The sequence below is a fragment of the Psychrobacter sp. VH5 genome (assembly GCF_050572635.1).
Classification (GTDB): Bacteria; Pseudomonadota; Gammaproteobacteria; order Pseudomonadales; family Moraxellaceae; genus Psychrobacter; species Psychrobacter celer.
This window is the reverse complement of the sequence record NZ_CP192145.1, coordinates 2,883,272-2,900,890: the sequence shown is the minus strand read 5'-3', so window position 1 is coordinate 2,900,890 and position 17,619 is coordinate 2,883,272. Positions and strand designations below refer to the sequence as shown.

The 17,619-nt window shown below is 47.1% G+C and carries 15 protein-coding genes; 7 read left to right on the top strand and 8 right to left on the bottom strand.

The annotated features are described in order from the left end of the window. The first annotated feature begins 240 nt into the window (after positions 1–240). Positions 241–540 (top strand): hypothetical protein, encoded by a 300-nt coding sequence (locus ACNFVB_RS12100; RefSeq protein WP_075102515.1) that lies wholly within the window; start codon positions 241–243, stop codon positions 538–540. 174 nt (positions 541–714) lie between these two features. Here the strand turns inward: ACNFVB_RS12100 and ACNFVB_RS12095 are convergent, their stop codons facing one another. After that, the gene (locus ACNFVB_RS12095; protein ID WP_430737655.1) at positions 715–2,181 is read right to left on the bottom strand and encodes a lytic murein transglycosylase; all 1,467 of its coding nucleotides are present in this window, start codon (positions 2,179–2,181) and stop codon (positions 715–717) included. Between the two features lie 344 nt (positions 2,182–2,525). Further along, positions 2,526–3,047: a peptide-methionine (S)-S-oxide reductase MsrA gene (gene msrA / locus ACNFVB_RS12090; protein ID WP_430737654.1), complete on the bottom strand. Its 522-nt coding sequence runs from the start codon at positions 3,045–3,047 to the stop codon at positions 2,526–2,528. Between the two features lie 289 nt (positions 3,048–3,336). Between msrA and cmoA the strand changes: the two genes are divergently transcribed. Continuing rightward, on the top strand, positions 3,337–4,113 hold the full coding sequence (gene cmoA / locus ACNFVB_RS12085) for a carboxy-S-adenosyl-L-methionine synthase CmoA (RefSeq protein WP_198336423.1): 777 nt from the start codon (positions 3,337–3,339) through the stop codon (positions 4,111–4,113). Between the two features lie 60 nt (positions 4,114–4,173). Then, complete coding sequence (cmoB, locus tag ACNFVB_RS12080) at positions 4,174–5,205, top strand: tRNA 5-methoxyuridine(34)/uridine 5-oxyacetic acid(34) synthase CmoB (RefSeq protein ID WP_430737653.1); 1,032 nt, start codon at positions 4,174–4,176, stop codon at positions 5,203–5,205. A gap of 92 nt (positions 5,206–5,297) precedes the next feature. Here cmoB and ACNFVB_RS12075 read toward each other — a convergent pair whose 3' ends face one another. Beyond that, positions 5,298–5,516, bottom strand: a complete 219-nt coding sequence (locus tag ACNFVB_RS12075) for a DUF2788 domain-containing protein (protein ID WP_430737652.1) — start codon at positions 5,514–5,516, stop codon at positions 5,298–5,300. A 478-nt stretch (positions 5,517–5,994) separates the two neighbouring features. Here ACNFVB_RS12075 and argS point away from each other — a divergent pair, with 478 nt between their 5' ends. The 3 genes from argS (at position 5,995) to ACNFVB_RS12060 (ending at position 10,027) form a co-directional block, all read left to right on the top strand. Continuing rightward, positions 5,995–7,824 (top strand): arginine--tRNA ligase, encoded by a 1,830-nt coding sequence (gene argS, locus ACNFVB_RS12070; RefSeq protein WP_317053926.1) that lies wholly within the window; start codon positions 5,995–5,997, stop codon positions 7,822–7,824. A 64-nt stretch (positions 7,825–7,888) separates the two neighbouring features. Beyond that, positions 7,889–8,692, top strand: a complete 804-nt coding sequence (locus tag ACNFVB_RS12065) for an SPOR domain-containing protein (protein WP_430737651.1) — start codon at positions 7,889–7,891, stop codon at positions 8,690–8,692. Between the two features lie 243 nt (positions 8,693–8,935). Further along, positions 8,936–10,027 (top strand): PTS transporter subunit IIC, encoded by a 1,092-nt coding sequence (locus tag ACNFVB_RS12060; RefSeq protein WP_430737650.1) that lies wholly within the window; start codon positions 8,936–8,938, stop codon positions 10,025–10,027. A 210-nt stretch (positions 10,028–10,237) separates the two neighbouring features. On the opposite strand, the gene clpX is transcribed toward ACNFVB_RS12060, so the two are convergent. From clpX to rdgB, 4 genes are all read right to left on the bottom strand, one after another. Further along, on the bottom strand, positions 10,238–11,509 hold the full coding sequence (gene clpX, locus ACNFVB_RS12055) for an ATP-dependent protease ATP-binding subunit ClpX (RefSeq protein WP_198336427.1): 1,272 nt from the start codon (positions 11,507–11,509) through the stop codon (positions 10,238–10,240). A gap of 132 nt (positions 11,510–11,641) precedes the next feature. Beyond that, positions 11,642–12,280 (bottom strand): ATP-dependent Clp endopeptidase proteolytic subunit ClpP, encoded by a 639-nt coding sequence (gene clpP / locus ACNFVB_RS12050; RefSeq protein WP_172953052.1) that lies wholly within the window; start codon positions 12,278–12,280, stop codon positions 11,642–11,644. Between the two features lie 525 nt (positions 12,281–12,805). After that, positions 12,806–14,143, bottom strand: a complete 1,338-nt coding sequence (gene tig / locus ACNFVB_RS12045; protein WP_430737649.1) for a trigger factor — start codon at positions 14,141–14,143, stop codon at positions 12,806–12,808. Between the two features lie 447 nt (positions 14,144–14,590). Beyond that, a complete protein-coding gene (gene rdgB, locus ACNFVB_RS12040; RefSeq protein WP_430737648.1) occupies positions 14,591–15,262 on the bottom strand; it encodes an RdgB/HAM1 family non-canonical purine NTP pyrophosphatase in 672 nt (223 codons plus the stop codon). A gap of 505 nt (positions 15,263–15,767) precedes the next feature. On the opposite strand from rdgB, the gene ACNFVB_RS12035 reads away from it, so the two are divergent. Further along, positions 15,768–16,397: a superoxide dismutase gene (locus ACNFVB_RS12035; protein WP_192993323.1), complete on the top strand. Its 630-nt coding sequence runs from the start codon at positions 15,768–15,770 to the stop codon at positions 16,395–16,397. 74 nt (positions 16,398–16,471) lie between these two features. On the opposite strand, the gene ACNFVB_RS12030 is transcribed toward ACNFVB_RS12035, so the two are convergent. Continuing rightward, positions 16,472–17,599 carry a PIN domain-containing protein gene (locus ACNFVB_RS12030; RefSeq protein ID WP_430737647.1) on the bottom strand — a complete coding sequence of 376 codons (1,128 nt, stop codon included), beginning with the start codon at positions 17,597–17,599 and terminating at the stop codon, positions 16,472–16,474. Positions 17,600–17,619 lie beyond the last annotated feature (20 nt).

Here is a 17,619-nt window from a genome sequence, read left to right as displayed (position 1 = left end):
AAGCATCTGCGCGCGCGACTACGTTTTGTAATACAAAGCATACGTGGCAGAGGTTGTGAAACTGAGCAGGACTGGTGATAATAAGAATCATGATTCAGCGCACGTTCAGTCGACAGCCGAAGGCCATGAACGAAATGACGAACATGACTAAAGAACAAAATCACTAAAACGATAACACATCATACAATAGCGCTGAGATACGTATCATTGACGATCACTGAATAATTAAGGAGAGTAGACATGAGCAACTCTAAATATGATGAGCGCAACCATGAAATCGACGGCTTAGAAAAAGCCATGCATGATGCCGATCAGTTTCGCACTCTAGAAGAGCAAGTTGCCGACATGAAGCGCCGCGGCATCGACCCTAGCCAAGCCTACAAAGACTTGGATAGAAAAGAAGAAGATGCGGATTGGGGTGATGAGACGTGGAAAGAAAATGGCAAATGGGAGCCAAAAACCCCTGCTGACCTAGACGACAAGGCACGGGAAAACTGGGATGGCGACAATGGTAAGCCCAATCCGCCGCCTATCGTATAACACCGCGTCACTATGATCAAAGGATCAAAACGTAGGTTTGTCAAAAAGACAAAGCTAGAAACTGATTTGTTAAATGTATCGTCCTAAAGGTCTCGTCTTAAAATACATAAAAAGGCCACGCTAGCTATAGCGTGGCCTTTTTGCTATCAGAGGGAGAGCGATAAAACCTAGCGGTTATGAGCCTTCATCAATACGTACCAGCTTGATAGTACCGTCGCTGCCGATCACGCGGCGATAGCGCGGGTTGCTAGACGTAGAGGGCTGCGGCGACTGAGAGTAAGCGCTTGGCGCGGTGGTCTGCTGCTGGATCAATTGCCCCATACGATCGGCGGGTGCTGGGTTTAGGGGTTGGCTATTGGTGGGCTGAGAGTATGAGTGACCATACGAGCGCGGGCTTGGGGCCGCACTGCCAACGATAGCACGATAAAATTTTTGCCCTGCACGGCCATCAGCTGGGAAGATACCGTGACTGGTCTGGTATTGCTGAATCGCCGTACGAGTGTTGTCACCGATGATGCCGTCGACACCGCCAATATCATAGCCAGCATCGAGCAGTGCTTGCTGGATGTCTTTGGCTTGTTGGCGACTGATACCTGGGTCATCTGTGGGCCACGCAGTGATAAAATCTGTCTTGCTGCTGTCTTCGCGCGTGATTAAGTCTGACAAGTGCGCGATGGCCAATGCGTAGTTTTCTGACGCGTTATACGAGTAAAAGGTGTCAAAGTTTTTACCAACCAAAAACGCCGGCCCTTCTATACCAGCTGGTAATAGCAGTCCTGCACTACTCAAATCATAGGGCAGCGGGCTACCATTTGCCAATGTCAGACCTTGGCTGCGCCAGTGACTCATGGATTTTTTGTTTTTACGGTTGGACGCCGCCCAGTAGCCATCAGGGAGTTTGACTTCATAACCCCACGGCTCCCCTGTACGATAGCCACGGTTGTCCAGAAAGTTGGCGGTAGAGGCTAGTGCATCAGGTACGCTATTGACGAGGTCGCGGCGACCATCGCCATCAAAGTCGACGGCCAGTTCCAAAAAGGTGCTCGGCATAAACTGCGTTTGTCCAAAGGCGCCAGCCCACGAGCCTGTCATGTCGTTTGGTGCGATATCACCGCGTTGGACGATTTTGAGCGCGTTGGCAAACTCCCCCTGAAAGTAGCTTTGGCGACGATCAAAGCAGGAGAGAGTCGCTAAGGATTCAAATAGCGGTTTTTTACCTAGTGTCTGACCAAAGTTGGACTCCACGCCCCAGACGCCAAGGACGTGCTCGGCTTTTACGCCATAGCGCGATTCGATTTGGCGCAGCGTATCACGCCATTGGTGCTTGGCACGAATACCATCTTCGACGCGCTCTTTGTCCACCAGCGCCGAGAGATAATCCCAGACATCTTTTTGAAACTCGGGCTGATAGTTAAGCGACTGAATAACGCTAGGATCAGGTTGAGCTGGGCGATAGTTGTTGAAGGTAAAGCTGTCTACGCTGCGAAACTTACTAGAGCCTTTTAGCCTATCTAGACACTGCTGAAACTCGCTATTGGACAAGTCTGGCGCTGGTGGTTTGGCCGCTTGGGCAGTGCTGGCAAAGCTCAGACCGATAGCCGCAGCCAGCATGGATAGGGTCGAAAGAAGAGTCAAACGCATGAAGATATCCTATAAACGTCAAAATTATTATGAGAAATGGTGATGGGACGTGATGATAAGTAATGGTTATAAATAAGAGCGATCAATAAAACAGCATAAAGTGCAAAATCGTCATATTTACTTAGAGTAACCAATCTGCATAATAAAGAAAAGCGGTCGCAGCACCCTGTTACTATAAATTGACGTAGGCGTGAGGTTGCAAGCGGCTTGTATATAGCAAGCTATATAGTCGACTCTAAATAAAAGAGTCATGCGTTTATTGGTCAGTTTGCTATAACATTTTTATAGCAAACTGACGATAGGTGAGTTACTTGCCGAATGATGCACTCGTGATGGCGCGTCAGTTAATTGACCATATATTCGCTAAACTCTTTACGCAGTTTGGCAAGTTTGGGCGGGATGGCAAAGTTGCAGTAGGCTTGGCCTGGGTTTTTGTTAAAAAAGTCTTGGTGCGACTCTTCAGCCTTATAGAACGTCATAGCAGGATGGACTTCTGTAACGACGTTGACGCCCATATCGCGCAGTTTGTTGATGGTGCGATCGACGGTTGGTTTTTGCTCATCGTCTGTATAGAACACCACGCTACGATATTGACTGCCGACATCATTGCCTTGACGATCTTTGGTTGTGGGGTCGTGAGTGGCAAAAAACACATCAAGTATCACCTCCAGAGGGACAACAGTGTCATCAAAATCGACTTTGATAACCTCTACATGACCTGTGGTGCCGCTACAGACGGCCTCATAATTGGCCGATACTGCATCGCCGCCCATATAGCCTGAGGTCACGGACGATACCCCTTTTACGGACAAAAAGACCGATTCGGTGCACCAAAAGCAGCCACCGCCTAAGATAATGGTTTGCATAATTTTTCCTATTATTATAAAGAGATGATCAGATTATATAATCACTTCACTCTAAAAGTGACATAGCGCTACTGATGTAAATGTTGGTCGCAGACGGTCATTTTTCAACTTTCAACGACCTGCTTAAAGACTCTATCAACTCAATGACACGGTTGGTTTAACGACTGCTTCAATCATCAATTGATTGTCCTTAGCGTCACCTATTTAGCTTAGCAGGGCATCTGATGGCGATAAGTAACAAACAGTAATGTTATAATGGGCTTTTGCTATTATCGAAACGAGTCGCCCCATGAGCCAATCTAATCCTGCCACTATCAAGCATGACACTTTATTTACCACACCTCTCGATAAAGCGGCGCGCTTTTCTTTTGATGAGCAGGTGGTGGCGTGTTTTCCAGATATGATTCGCCGTAGTGTACCAGGTTATGGTCAAGTGCTGGCGATGTTGCCTATCTTTGCTCGGCGTCATTGCAAGTACCGTCAGCAAGGTGATGATGGCCGCCGTGTCAGCCGTGTGTATGATTTGGGCTGCTCACTTGGTGCAGCTAGCATGGCGCTAGCTGGGGAATTTGCACCGCAGGATTTACAGATTAAAGCGATAGATATCTCGCCTGCGATGACCACAAAAGCGGCAACTGTGCTCAATGATAACTATCCTGAGCACGATATCGAAGTCGTCACCGCCGATATCCGCGATGTGACACTTGAGCCATGCGATATGGTGATTTTAAATTTAACGCTACAGTTTTTGCCAGCCGCCGATAGAGTAGCGGTGTTAGAGAATATCTATAATGCACTTAGCGAGGGCGGTATATTGGTGTTGACCGAAAAAACCCATGCGTTTGATGAGCAGTATGATGCGTGGTTGGTTGAGCGCTATTATGACTTTAAGCGCGCTAATGGCTATACCGAGATGGAAATCAGCGGCAAGCGTAATGCGCTAGAAAACGTCCTTATCACCGACACCTTAGACGGGCACCATCAGCGTTTGGATGAGGTGGGTTTTGCGCGGCATCTGACGTGGTTTCAGTTTTTGAACTTTGTCTCGATTGTGGCGTTTAAATAGCCTTTCTTTGAGGACGCAATTTTTAACCTTACTTTTTGATCCACATGGTAATTCGCTTTTATGCTTAATGACACTATCTTGCGCGCCGAACGTGAGCTGTATTTGACCTTGCTAACACTTGCGCAGCAGCAGCCGACGGCTTATGAGTGGCTGACCCAGTTGCCAACATGGCTGGGTGCCATCAAAGACAAAGCCAACTATGCGCACGCGCCAGCTTATCAGGCGTCGGTGGCGCGTTTGCCAGAACTGGTCGTCGATGCTGTCCATCTAAACACTGATGTGTTGACCATTGAGGCAAATCTAATTGATTCGCAGCGCAAGCAAACAACGGCGCTGTTAAAGCAGCTGATGCCGTGGCGCAAGGGGCCGTTTCAGATCGGTGGTCAAATCGGCGATGATGCGTCAGGTATCAAGATCGATACCGAGTGGCACAGTGACTGGAAATGGCAGCGAGTTGCGCCGCATTTGGGCACCTTAAAAGGACGGCGCGTGCTCGATGTCGGCGGCGGCTCTGGGTATCATGGCTGGCGTATGGCAGGGGCTGGCGCGGAGACGGTCATTATCATCGATCCCTCTTGCTTGTTTTATCATCAGTTTATGGCGATTCGGCATTTTGTCGGCGCGACTGATAGTTATAAAACGCATTATATCCCCGTCCCACTCGAAGCCTTACCTGAGCATAGTCAGCTATTTGATACGGTGTTTAGTATGGGGGTGCTCTATCATCGTCAGTCACCCTTTGAGCATTTGCAACAGCTAAAGGGGCAGCTGGTCAAAGGCGGCGAGCTGGTGCTTGAGACGTTGGTAATCGAAGGCGATGCCAATACTGTACTGGTGCCGCATGACCGCTATGCGCAGATGAATAATGTGTACTTTTTACCCTCTGTTGCAGCGTTAATCGGCTGGCTTGAAAAAGCAGGGTTTACAGACGTGCGCTGCGTCGATGTGGCCACGACTTCGACCAATGAGCAGCGCCAAACCGAATGGATGACGTATCACTCTTTAGCAGATTTTTTAGATCCTAATGACCGAACAAAAACTGTAGAAGGCTATCCTGCCCCGATGCGCGCGACCATTATTGCCAAAAAATAGCACAGTAAAACAGTGCAGTGTTTGGTCGCTGTTTAGCCGCTTCGAACCCATTTGGATGACTGTCGGTTGAATGAAGGACCCTAGAGCATTGGTTAGATCAACCATCTCTCAAAGGCGACCTCTAGTAAGAGCTTGAGTAAAAAGCCCATAAACCCAGCACCCAGTGCCAAAAAGATCCAAAACGTCCCAGCGCGTCCAGCCTCAGATTTTTTAGAGATGTCCCACATAATAAAAAATAAAAAGGCGATAAATATTGGTAGTAAGACGTACAACCCCCAGCTGGTGATGGTACTAGCAGCAATAGCAAACATAAGATAGTCCTATAAAGTGGTAACGCGTTGTCTGATTGTCTTTATTATTTTATCGTCTGGATAATGGCAGGCGACTCGGCTGCCATGGGGCGTATTGCCTCACTACAGCAAGACAGCAAGACAAACCGTCATTATAGCGTGGAATGTACTGGGTATAAACTACCGCAAAGCCTTGAACAACAGTAACGCTACAATCATAATGCTCGGTGTTATGGCACGCTTAGCGCGGCGCGCGCCGTCTTTATCAGATAGCCAATACTTAGGGGCAAATTGGGCTTAAAGTGTTGTATTTTGACACTAATTTTATCGTAAATAGTGCAATACAGCACAAAGATTGTTATATTTATAGGTTACTTGTTTTTTAGTACTAATGCCTCTTTTGCATAGCCTGTCGCTATTATAATAATCCCATATCGACTGCTCGCATTCATCATGTTTCATACCGTTTTTGTTGTTTATTTAACTGAGTTTATACCCTATGTCACAAGCCCAAATCGATACCTTAACCGCATTATTTGACCAAGCTGTTCAAACCTTACAGGCGCAAGACATCTTGCCTGCTGATTGGAAAAACAATAGCCAGATTACCCGTACCAAGGATTTGAGCCATGGTGATTTTGCCAGTAACATCGCGCTGACAGCAGCCAAAGCAGCCAAGAGCAATCCGCGTATGCTGGCCGAAAAAATCGTCGCCGCGTTGCCTGATAATCAAGACATTCGCCAAGTCGAAATCGCCGGCCCTGGTTTTATCAATGTGTTTTTGAACAGCGATGCCAAGTTTGCAGTATTAGCAGATATCTTTGAGCTACAAGACCGTTTTGGTCTAAGCGAGCAATTTGCCGGGCAAAAAATCCAAGTCGAGTTTGTCTCTGCCAACCCAACCTCAAGCCTGCATGTCGGTCACGGCCGCGGCGCAGCGTTCGGTATGAGCGTCGCCAATTTGCTAGAGGCGGTGGGGTATGACGTCACGCGTGAATACTACGTCAATGATGCCGGTCGCCAAATGGATATTTTGGCAACCAGCACCTACTTGCGTTATTTGCAGATCAACGGCGAGCAGGTGACCTTTCCGGTCAATGGCTATCAAGGTGAGTATGTCCGAGATATCGCACAGACTCTAAAGGTGCAGCATGGTGACAGCTACGTTCATCCTTTCGCTGACGTCGCCAAAGACGTACCAGCAGATGCTATCTTTGATACCAATGCCGATGGCGAAAAAACACTGGTATCAGGCGACAAAGAAGCTCATATCGATGGCCTGATTGCCAATAGTAAATTCTTGCTAGGCGAGGGTTATGAGCTGTTTTTAGACGCTGCGCTGAGCAGTATCTTGGCGGATATCAAAGATGATTTAAATGACTTTGGGGTGCGTTATGAGTGCTGGTTTAGCGAGCGCTCAATCGATAGCGAGATCGAGCCTGTCTTACAGATACTAGACGACAAAGGCTATCTGTATGAAAAAGATGGCAATATTTGGTTTAAATCGACCGATTTTGGTGACGAAAAAGACCGCGTGGTACGCCGCGCCAATGGGCAAACGACGTACTTTGCCTCTGATATTGCTTATCACAAAAACAAGTTTGACCGCGGCTTTGATAAAGTCATCAACGTCTGGGGCGCAGATCACCATGGTTATGTCCCGCGGGTAAAAGCGGCGCTGACTGCGCTTGGCATCGATGAGGCGCGCCTCGATGTGGTATTGGTACAGTTTGTGGCCTTATGGCGCGGTAGTGAAAAAGTACAAATGTCGTCACGCTCAGGCAAGTTTGTCACCTTGCGCGAGCTGCGCTCTGAGGTGGGTAACGATGCGGCGCGTTTTTATTATGTGGCGCGTAAGCCTGAAGTGCATGTGGACTTTGATCTGGAGCTGGCCAAGTCGCAAAGTAAAGACAACCAAGTCTATTACATTCAGTACGCGCATGCGCGTGTCTGCCGCGTGTTAGAGAAGCTTGAAAACAGTGGCTTTGTGGTAGATGATGCCATCGGGCAGGCGCAGCAAACGAGGCTAAGCGCTCCTAATGAAGATGAACTGATCAAGCTGCTAGCAGGCTATCCTGCGACCTTGGCGCGCGCGGCAACCGGCTACGAGCCGCACGTCTTGACCAATTATCTAAAAGAGCTGGCCGCGCTGTTTCATGGCTGGTACGACAGCAACCGCATCTTGCCGGTGAGTTTGACATCAGGTGAGACACCGAGCACTGATGAGATGGCATTGATGCAGGCGCGTCTACGGTTGTCAAAAGCGGTGCGTCAAGTATTGTCCAACGGACTTAATTTATTAGGGTTGTCTGCCCCGTCTAGCATGTAGTATAAAGAGACGGCCGATAAGCGTAATTTAATGATAGTTAGATTCAGTAGGGAGAACCAGATCCATGCTAGCCAAAAAACCTAAAGGCGCGACCGAAAAGCGCAAAACCAGTAGTGTGTCAGGCTTATTATGGATGTTCGTCGGGGCGATACTGACCTTGATGATTGGGGTGTTTATCTACCTCTCGCCATTGTTTGATTTTAGTCCAGCAGATAGTGCCGCCGGCGATGACCCAGACCGTCAGGTACAGCCGCGTGTCGATACCGACACGGATAATGGTGATTATGAGTTTTATGACATATTGCCCAGTCAAGAAATGGCGACGATTCCTGATGAAGACATCGCCGAGGTGGGCAACAGTGCAATAGGCGATATCAATGCCTTTGAGCCGGATGTGGTCGTCACTCAGCCGCAGGATAGTAGCGCCAGTCGTGATGATGAGTCAGACAATGTCGGTATCGCGGATGGCACAGTGACAGCGCCCAATCAAGCCGAAAACAGTGATGAGATTGTCATTGTCGAAGAAGACGCCACTTACGATGGCCCTGTGCCTACTAGCAATAGTAATGGCGCTAACCGTAGCAATAACTCAGGTGCCGGAACCGCTAGCGTACAGGCCGCCAAACCGTCAGCCACCTACATTTTGCAGATCAATAGCTTTGGTGATGCTGATGAAGCAGATCGTCGCCGCGCTCAAGTACTGATGGCAGGTGTCGATGCAAGAGTGGTAAAAAACACCACAGGTAATGGCTTGCCCATCTATCAGGTCATCTCACGGCCGATGAATAATCGTCAAGCGGTGACCACCGCCCAGCAGCGCCTACAAAATAACGGCATCGACTCTATCATCGTCGAGCAGCGCCGCTAGCATCGGCAGCTTAGGAGGATGATTCGTTTATAAACAAAGGCGTCGCTTACTGGTACGAGCGACGCCTTTTTTATCGTTTATTTTAGGGCGTGTTTTCAATTCACTCGATAGTTATCTAAATGGGCTAAAAATGGCTAAATTTTGCCAACCATCGTCAAATAGCTGGTCAATATCCCGATATGAACGGCGCTATTTTCCTTATTTGACCACAATTTATCTCCAAAACTTACAAAGAGCATGGCTATGACTGTATCGCACGCAGTAGCACCCCACGGTGTCATTAAGGCTTTTTTTCAAAAATATTTTATTGATGCTTTTACTGGCATGGCGTTGGGCTTGTTTGTCACCTTGATAGCTGGTCTTATTATCTCGCAAATCGGTGGTTGGTTAAATTTGCCAGCACTGGTGGCTGTCGGCAAGCTGGCTTCAGTCATGATGGGGGCGGGTATCGGCGTGGGTATTGCGTACTATCTAAAAGCACCGACGCTGGTGATGCTCAGTTGCTTGGTCGCTGGTATGCTCGGTGCCCACTCCGAGGCGCTAATGGCAGGGACGCTATTTACCGCTCAGGTAGGCGCACCTGCGACTTTTGTCGCCATACCAGGCAATCCGATTGGCGCGTATTTGGCATCGGTATTTGCGTATCGTGCTGGTACGTGGGTCGCAGGTAAAACCAAACTTGATATTTTGTTGGTGCCATTGGTGGTATGTAGTGCGGCGTTGCTGGTTTGTGCCCTACTTAATCCGCCCATCGTCGCTGCCGTCAGCGCTATTGGACAAGGTATCCAAGCAGCTACTGAGCTGCAGCCGTTATTGATGGGGGTGGTGATAGCTGTGGTGGTGGGGATTTTGCTGACACTTCCCACCTCCAGCGCTGCCATCTGTATCACTATCGGGCTTGGCGGGCTGGCAGGCGGTGCGGCAGTGGTGGGCTGTGCGGCGCACATGATCGGCTTTGCGGTAGCGAGCTTTAAGGACAACGGCATGAGCGGGGTGATCTCTCAGGGGCTTGGCACCAGTATGCTACAGATTCCCAATGTACTAAAAAAACCATTGGTGCTATTGCCTGCGGTCATCGCAAGCGCCATCGTCGGCCCTATTGCGACCGTCGGCTTTGGGCTGGCATGTACCGCAACTGGCGCTGGCATGGGGACGGCCGGGTTGGTCGGGGTATTTGGCGTTATCGAGGCCTCGCAAGGACTGATGAGCACCGCACAGCTATGGACGGCGATTGTGTTATTGATGTTTGTGCTGCCAGCCGTGATTGCCGGTGTTGTCGCTTATGTGATGCGGCGTATGGGCTGGCTGGTAGAAGGTGATATGAAGCTACCTTAAGTATTACTATGATGGTTATGCATACCGCAAAAAAGCCCAGTTTATTTTTTTATGGATTTTTTATACGCCTTTTGTGCGCTTGGGCATATATATTTATGCATACAGACGAGCGAACACAAAAAAGCGCCTGAGCACTGCTGCCAGACGCTTTTTTAGGATTATTGTCAAGATAGCCTACCATTTGTCCTGCTATCTTTAGTCATGCTCAGATTAAGCAATTTTAGGCGTTTTGCCTTCATTGATGACCGACTCATCGACCATCACGGTTTTGGCGTTTTTCATCGATGGTAGCTCATACATGGTTTCTAGCAAGGCGTTTTCTACGATAGAGCGCAGACCACGCGCGCCTGTTTTGCGCTCCATGGCTTTTTTGGCGATGGCATCGAGGGCTTCTTTGGTAAACTCAATCTCAGCGCCTTCCATATCAAACAAATACTTGTACTGTTTGACCAGCGCGTTTTTTGGCTCGGTCAAGATTTGCACCAGCGCTTCTTCATCCAGCTCTTCGAGCGCGGCCAGTACCGGCAGACGACCGATCAGCTCAGGAATCAAACCAAACTTAATCAAATCTTCAGGCTCGACTTGCTGAAGCAAATCTGAGCTACGGCGGCTGTCGTCTTTTGAGCTGACATCCGCATTGAAACCGATACCGCCTTTTTCGGTACGCTGCTGAATCACTTGGTCGAGGCCAGCGAATGCACCACCAACGATGATGAGGATGTTGCTGGTATCGACTTGGATCAGCTCTTGCTGTGGATGCTTACGGCCACCATGAGGCGGGATAGCAGCAACTGTACCTTCGATTAGCTTGAGTAGGGCTTGCTGTACGCCTTCGCCCGATACATCGCGCGTGATAGACGGGTTGTCGCCTTTTTTGCTGATTTTATCAATCTCATCGATATAAATGATACCTTGCTCAGCTTTGCTCACATCATAGTCAGCCGCTTGCAGTAGTTTTTGCACGATGTTTTCGACGTCTTCACCGACGTAGCCTGCTTCGGTCAAGGTGGTGGCGTCGGCCATGGCAAAAGGCACGTCGAGCAGGCGCGCTAAGGTTTGCGCGAGCAGTGTCTTACCAGAGCCGGTCGGGCCAATCAGCAAGATATTGCTTTTTGCCAATTCAACCATGGCATCATCAGCGCCAATCTTGGCTGTTTTGTTGTCATTGGCCAAAGTCTGGCTGACTTTTAGACGTTTATAATGGTTATAAACCGCCACTGCCAAGGCTTTTTTGGCCGCGTCCTGCCCGATGACATACTGATCAAGCTTGGCGCGTATTTCTTTTGGCGTTGGTAGTTTTTTATTGACCCACGAGGTGTCAATATCGCTATCGTCGCTCTGCTCGGCGCTGTCTGCGATTAAGTCGGTACATAGCTCGATGCACTCATTACAGATATTGGCATCGTCAGAGGCAATGAGCTGTTGTACGTCACTTTTGGCTTTACCACAAAATGAGCACTGCGGGGTGTTATCTTCTGCCATAAAAGGCGCTCCTAAAATTTAAAGCTTATAAGTATTCTGAGTATGTCCATCAATGCCCAAACAGCAAGTGCTCAGGCATAAAATGTAACAAAATGGCTGCGGATATCGCGATGATGGCGCGGCGCCCAAAGACTACAACGAAGTCGGACGACGCTCTAGTACTTCATCGACCAGACCGTACTCTTTGGCTTCTTGCGCATCTAGCCAAAAGTCACGTTCGACGTCTTTTTCGATTTTTTCAAGCGGCTGGCCGGTGCGCTCAGCCAAAATGCGGTTTAGGCGATCACGGATTTTGAGGATTTCACGGGCATTAATCTCGATATCGGTCGCTTGACCTTGCGCGCCGCCTGATGGCTGGTGAATCATCACGCGTGCATTGGCAAGTGAGTAACGCTTGCCTTTTTGGCCTGCTGCCAATAGGAATGAACCCATGCTATACGCGCCGCCCATACAGATGGTCGATACTTCAGGCTGGATAAAGTTCATGGTATCAAAAATTGCCAAACCGGCACTGACTGAGCCGCCTGGTGAGTTGATGTATAAATGAATGTCTTTGTCTGGGTTTTCTGCTTCCAAAAATAGCAACTGAGCAACGATAAGATTGGCCATGTGGTCTTCGACTTGACCGGTCAAAAAGATCACACGCTCACGCAGCAAGCGCGAGAAAATATCAAACGAGCGCTCACCACGTGAAGACTGCTCGACCACCATGGGTACTAAGGCAGACTGCGGAGCGCTTTGGATGTTTTGTACGTCGTTGTGCGCACTCATCAACATATCAAAATACGGGTTGGCGGTGATGCGATCATAATCTGTCATAAAGATGTCCTATGTATAAGTCCATAAAATAAAGGGTTTGAGGGTAGCGAGTGGCCAAGCTTTGCTGACGGCTTATCATTGTAAATACGGCCGTTTATACCTAGTACGAGCCAGATGCCATAAAACTATCACCATAAAACCATCTAGGTGTCGCTAAAAAATAATTGAGCTAATGGTAACTTTTTTATTGAGGCAATAGTAACTTTTTAATGTGAAAATTGATAAATGACTGTCTATTAATAAGGCGTCTGCAACTATTTATCAAGGGGTTGGTCATAAACGATGATGAAAAACACTCGATAAAAAGTCAGTCAGTGTGGGCGTACGTGCCAGTACTCTATCCATCAATAACTATCTACCAAGAAAAATGCCCTAACACAATGGTTAGGGCATTTTTGTATTACCTTGATCGTCGTTACCAATGATCACCCGTGCTTAGCGATGATCGTAATGGTCTGGCTGGACGACTAAGCAAGATTACATTGCTTGCTGCTGCTGAGCGGCGAGCAGGTCTTGGTAGCTGACTTCTTTGTCAGTTACTTTACCTTGGCTGATCAAATAGTCGACCACTTGGTCTTCTAGTACCACAGACTCGATGTTGGCGCGTTGCTGCTTGTCATTGGTATAGTACTCGATGACTTCGCTTGGGTCTTCGTAGTTTTCTGCCGCTTCTTTGATGAAGTTTTCGACACGCTCTTGGTCAACTTCTAGGCCTTTGGTGTCGATGACGCGAGCGACGATGATGCCAAGACGGGCAGCACGTAGCGCTTGCTCTTCAAACAGCTCATTTGGCAGCATGTCTTTGTCAAAGCTGTCAGCGCTAGCGCCGAACTGCTGAGAAAAACGCTGCATCATCATGTTGCGCTGACGCTCGATTTCTTGCTCTAGCATGGCGCTTGGTACGTCAAACTCGTTCTTTTCTAGCAATGCATCAAAAGTCGCTTGCTTGACTTGGCTACGCGCAGCGTTTTTGATTTCACGTTCCATGTTTTTGCGTACGTCTTCTTTTAGCTTCTCAACGCCGCCTTCGGTCACGCCAAATAGCTCTAGGAACTCGTCGTCGATTTCAGGTAGCTTGGCTCTTTCCACCAATTTTACATTGATTTTGAACTGTGCTTCTTTACCGGCTAGGTTTTCTGCTTGGTAATCTTCTGGGAAGGTCACATCGATGACTTTTTCTTCGCCAGCTTTCATGCCTTTGATACCCGCTTCAAAGCCAGGAATCATCTGGTTGCTACCGATGACCAATTTGAAGTCTTCAGCTGAGCCGCCTTCAAATTTTTCGCCGTCGATAGAGCCTTCAAAGTCAAAGGTCACTTGGTTGTCTTTGGCTGCTTTGCCTTTCTTTTCAACATACTCTTGACGCTGCTTTCGCAGGTTTTCGATCATGGTGTCGACGTCTTCGTCACTGACGGTTGCAGTGTGACGCTCAACTTCGATTTCATCGATACCTTGTACGTCGATTTCTGGGAAGATCTCAACAGTGGCTTGATACACCAAAAAATCGTCTTCTAGTTTGACGTCGTCGATGTTTGGCATGCCAACAGCGCGGATGTCTTCAGCTTTGATCGCTTCAAAGACCGTATCACGGATCACATCGTTGATCACTTCTTGCTGGATGCCCGCACCGTACTGTGAGCGGATGTGCGACATTGGCACTTTGCCTTTACGGAAACCGTCGATTTTGGCGGTTTTCGCCACTTGGCTGATGCGGCCTTCTACTTTGTTTTGGATTTTTTCCACGGGGACTTTAACCGTCAGCTGAGTCTCTTTATTAGATAGCTTGTTGGTTGTGACTTGCAAATCTGTAGCCATGTTAATTACACCTTTAGGGTTAAATAATAATGATAGACAATCGCACCTCAAAATACGGGCGTGTGCTGCTGATTGCCGTTGGAATAAATAGGGGATAGTGATAGCGCGCAGTCGCTCAGCTGGCCTTTAAGCAATCGCCTCAGGCGTCCCTATAACCTAACTGCGCCACGGCTATAAGGCCAAGCGCTGTCAGGCAGCGTTTGAGTACACGCTATCAAATATCAATAATAAACCGTTTATGCCGCGCATAATAACGCTTTTTGCTGAATTATACAGGCAAATAACGGCCTTCAACAAAATTTTAAAAGTAGAACAGTATAATCTATCTGTTTGTTAAAGTAAAAATTATCTGTTTACCTAGTGTTTACCTATAAAGCGTTCTTTATTTACCTTATGTTTGATGACATGCATTATTAGCGCTAACGCTATTTTAGAGCGCATCAACTGTCATAGCGGTAGCTGCGTCAATAACTGCCGAATGGCTTGGCCGCGGTGACTGATGCTGTTTTTGTCAGCGGCGCTAAGGCTGGCGGCCGTCGTTTGTCGCTTGGGCAGCCAAAACAGGGGGTCGTAACCAAAGCCGCCGTCGCCTTGCGCTGCCTGCAAGATCTCACCATGCCACAGACCTTGGGCGATAATCGGCAGCGGGTCGTCGGCATGGCGTACCATCGCCAGCACACAAACAAACATGCCTTTGATAGGCGTATCTGGCGAGGCGGCGCGAATAGGCTGCAAATCAGCGATGAGCTTGGCGTTGTTTTTAGCATCATTGCCATGCTCGCCTGCGTAGCGCGCCGAATAGATGCCAGGCGCATTGCCCAATACGGGCACGCATAACCCTGAGTCATCTGCAATGGCAGGCAGGTTGCTGGCTCGGCTGGCATGCCGCGCCTTGATGATGGCGTTTTCTACAAAGCTGAGCCCATCCTCGGTGGCATCATCGATATCAAGCTGGCCTTGCGGGACGATCGTCACATCCAAATCTGCCGCCGCAAATAGACGTTTAAACTCAGCAAGCTTGCCTTTGTTATTACTGGCGAGTACCCACTGGCTGGCAGCGGTTGCCTCATTTGGCGATGGTACGGGGTGACCAGATAGTTGGCCTGTGGTAGTGCTCATAAAATCATTCCATCAAGTCGAGGGACAAAAAAGACGTTACCAGTAAATGCGGTAGGCTCAATAGAGTAAACATGCATAATGGCTCGCATCCGCCCATTTATTATACCGGTTAAGCTCAAACAACCAGATAGCGTGGCTCGATAAATAACCAATTGCTATACAGGTTGTATCGTCCATAACATTTAGTAACTGATATTGTCGCGTACTGTTGCTATAATAGGTGCCAAGATTCAGTGAATGATATCTTATAGCTTGTGAATATTAAGTTAATAAACGCCCGCGAAGTCAAACACTTGGCTTTCGGGCAAAAAATAACACTAATGTTGCTTTTGGATTCATGACAATACGTGATATTGTGAGTAAAAATATCATGTATTAAACGACAAAAGTATTAAGCGATAAAATTCATCTCAAACAATAAACTCAGCCAATTTAGCTCGGTATGTTGCTTGCCTCTGTGGGGCAGGTGAGATAAGAGCGGCAAATAAGCAAGGATAAAATAATTATGTCAAACATTACTCTACCAGATCTACCTTATGCAAAAGACGCGCTAGAGCCACATATCAGTGCCGAAACGCTAGAATACCATCATGACAAGCACCATGCAGCTTACGTAAATAAATTAAAAGATATGCTACCAGGCTCTGGTCTTGAAGATAAGACACTACCTGAGATCATTGAAGCTACGGCAAAAGACGATAGCAAACAAACCATGTTTAACCAAGCAGCACAAGTATGGAACCACACGTTTTACTGGAACTGCATGACCCCAGAAAACGGCGGCGGCGAACCGACTGGTGATCTCAAAGCAAAAATCGAAGAAGATTTTGGTAGCTATGACAAGTTCCGTGAAGAGTTCAAAAACGCAGCAACTTCACAGTTTGGTTCTGGTTGGGCTTGGCTTGTCGCTGATAAAGTCGGCGGTAAACTATCAATCGCGAAGACTGGTAACGCTGACAACCCATTGGCCCATGGTCAAGTCGCGGTATTGACTTGTGACGTATGGGAGCACGCTTACTACATCGATTATCGTAACCGTCGTCCTGACTATGTTGACACCTTCCTAGACAAGCTCGTAAACTGGGACTACGCAAATGCGAAATATAAAGGTCAAGATGCGGGTGTTGAAGAGTAATCTTTAAGACTTAAGGTTTTGATTTTAAAAAAAGGACGCTGAGAGGCGTCCTTTTTTTGGTTTGGTACATTTCTTTATTCATCATATCCGTAATTAGGCTCTAACGTGCCAAAATCAACTGTAGTTATAGGGTTTACAACTTCAACGTCCTCGATCTCTACATCTGATAAATCACCAGTCAAGTCGCCACATACAGTGACTAATATTTCAGAATTAAACTGCACTTCAGTAGTAGTTGTAACTCCACCAATACCAACGTAATCACGATCTATTGAGTCGTAGTGTGAAAGAGAAAATTCCCCCTCTACCTCAACTGAGATAATAGTATTCATTTCCAAAACCACGTAATCCTCTGCGTGATCTATTATTTTGAAATCATAATTGGCTAACTTAAAGTCACTTAGCCAGCCATGACAACCATCTGGTTCCCAGTAATGAGAAGAGTCTGCTTCTTGATCTGGTGTAAAACCATCGAAATACATCTCTAAATTGTTATGAATCCTTTCTACAAAATTAATTGCACTATCTTCTTTTTCTCTTAATTGAGAAGTTAGAAAGGATAAGAAAGCAAAAGGAGCTGTTGCTTTATTGAACTTGCTTAGAGCGTTAGCTAAATCTTCAATGTAGTCAATATTAGCTGATGTGTCACAGTAATTCTTCCAATCTTTATCGCTAGCAACGGCTAATACTTGAATACCTTCTTCTTTCGCCCATGACTCTGTAGCTAATAATACTATAGCATCGGGAAATTCACTTTTCTTGTTACCTGTTTCTGCAAAAGGTGGTTTGTTTTGGAAGTATTGATCTAGTAAATTTGTTATTGAAATATAATTGCCACATTCTAGAACGATAGCCCCTGTATTTTCTATAAAATTATCGAGACGATTTACAATAACATCATTAATCTCTCTACTATCCATTAAAGTTGATTTTGCGCTATTAAGTTTACTATCATCAAAAAATAGATGGTCTTCAGCATCGTTAAGAGCTTTCTCCAAAGATGCACGAGAACTTTTAACTTTCTTTTCTAAGTGACTTTTAATTTCACCTTTTATGACATCAGGCAAAAGGTAATCTATATCACTATCTTTAAACTGTTTTAATTTCCCTAGTAGACCTTTTTCCAATCTCAAACCATATCTATCAAAAATAGACGTATCTACTAGGATTGCATCGTACACCTTATCATCATCAGAACTCATTTTTTGACCTCAAATTTGTT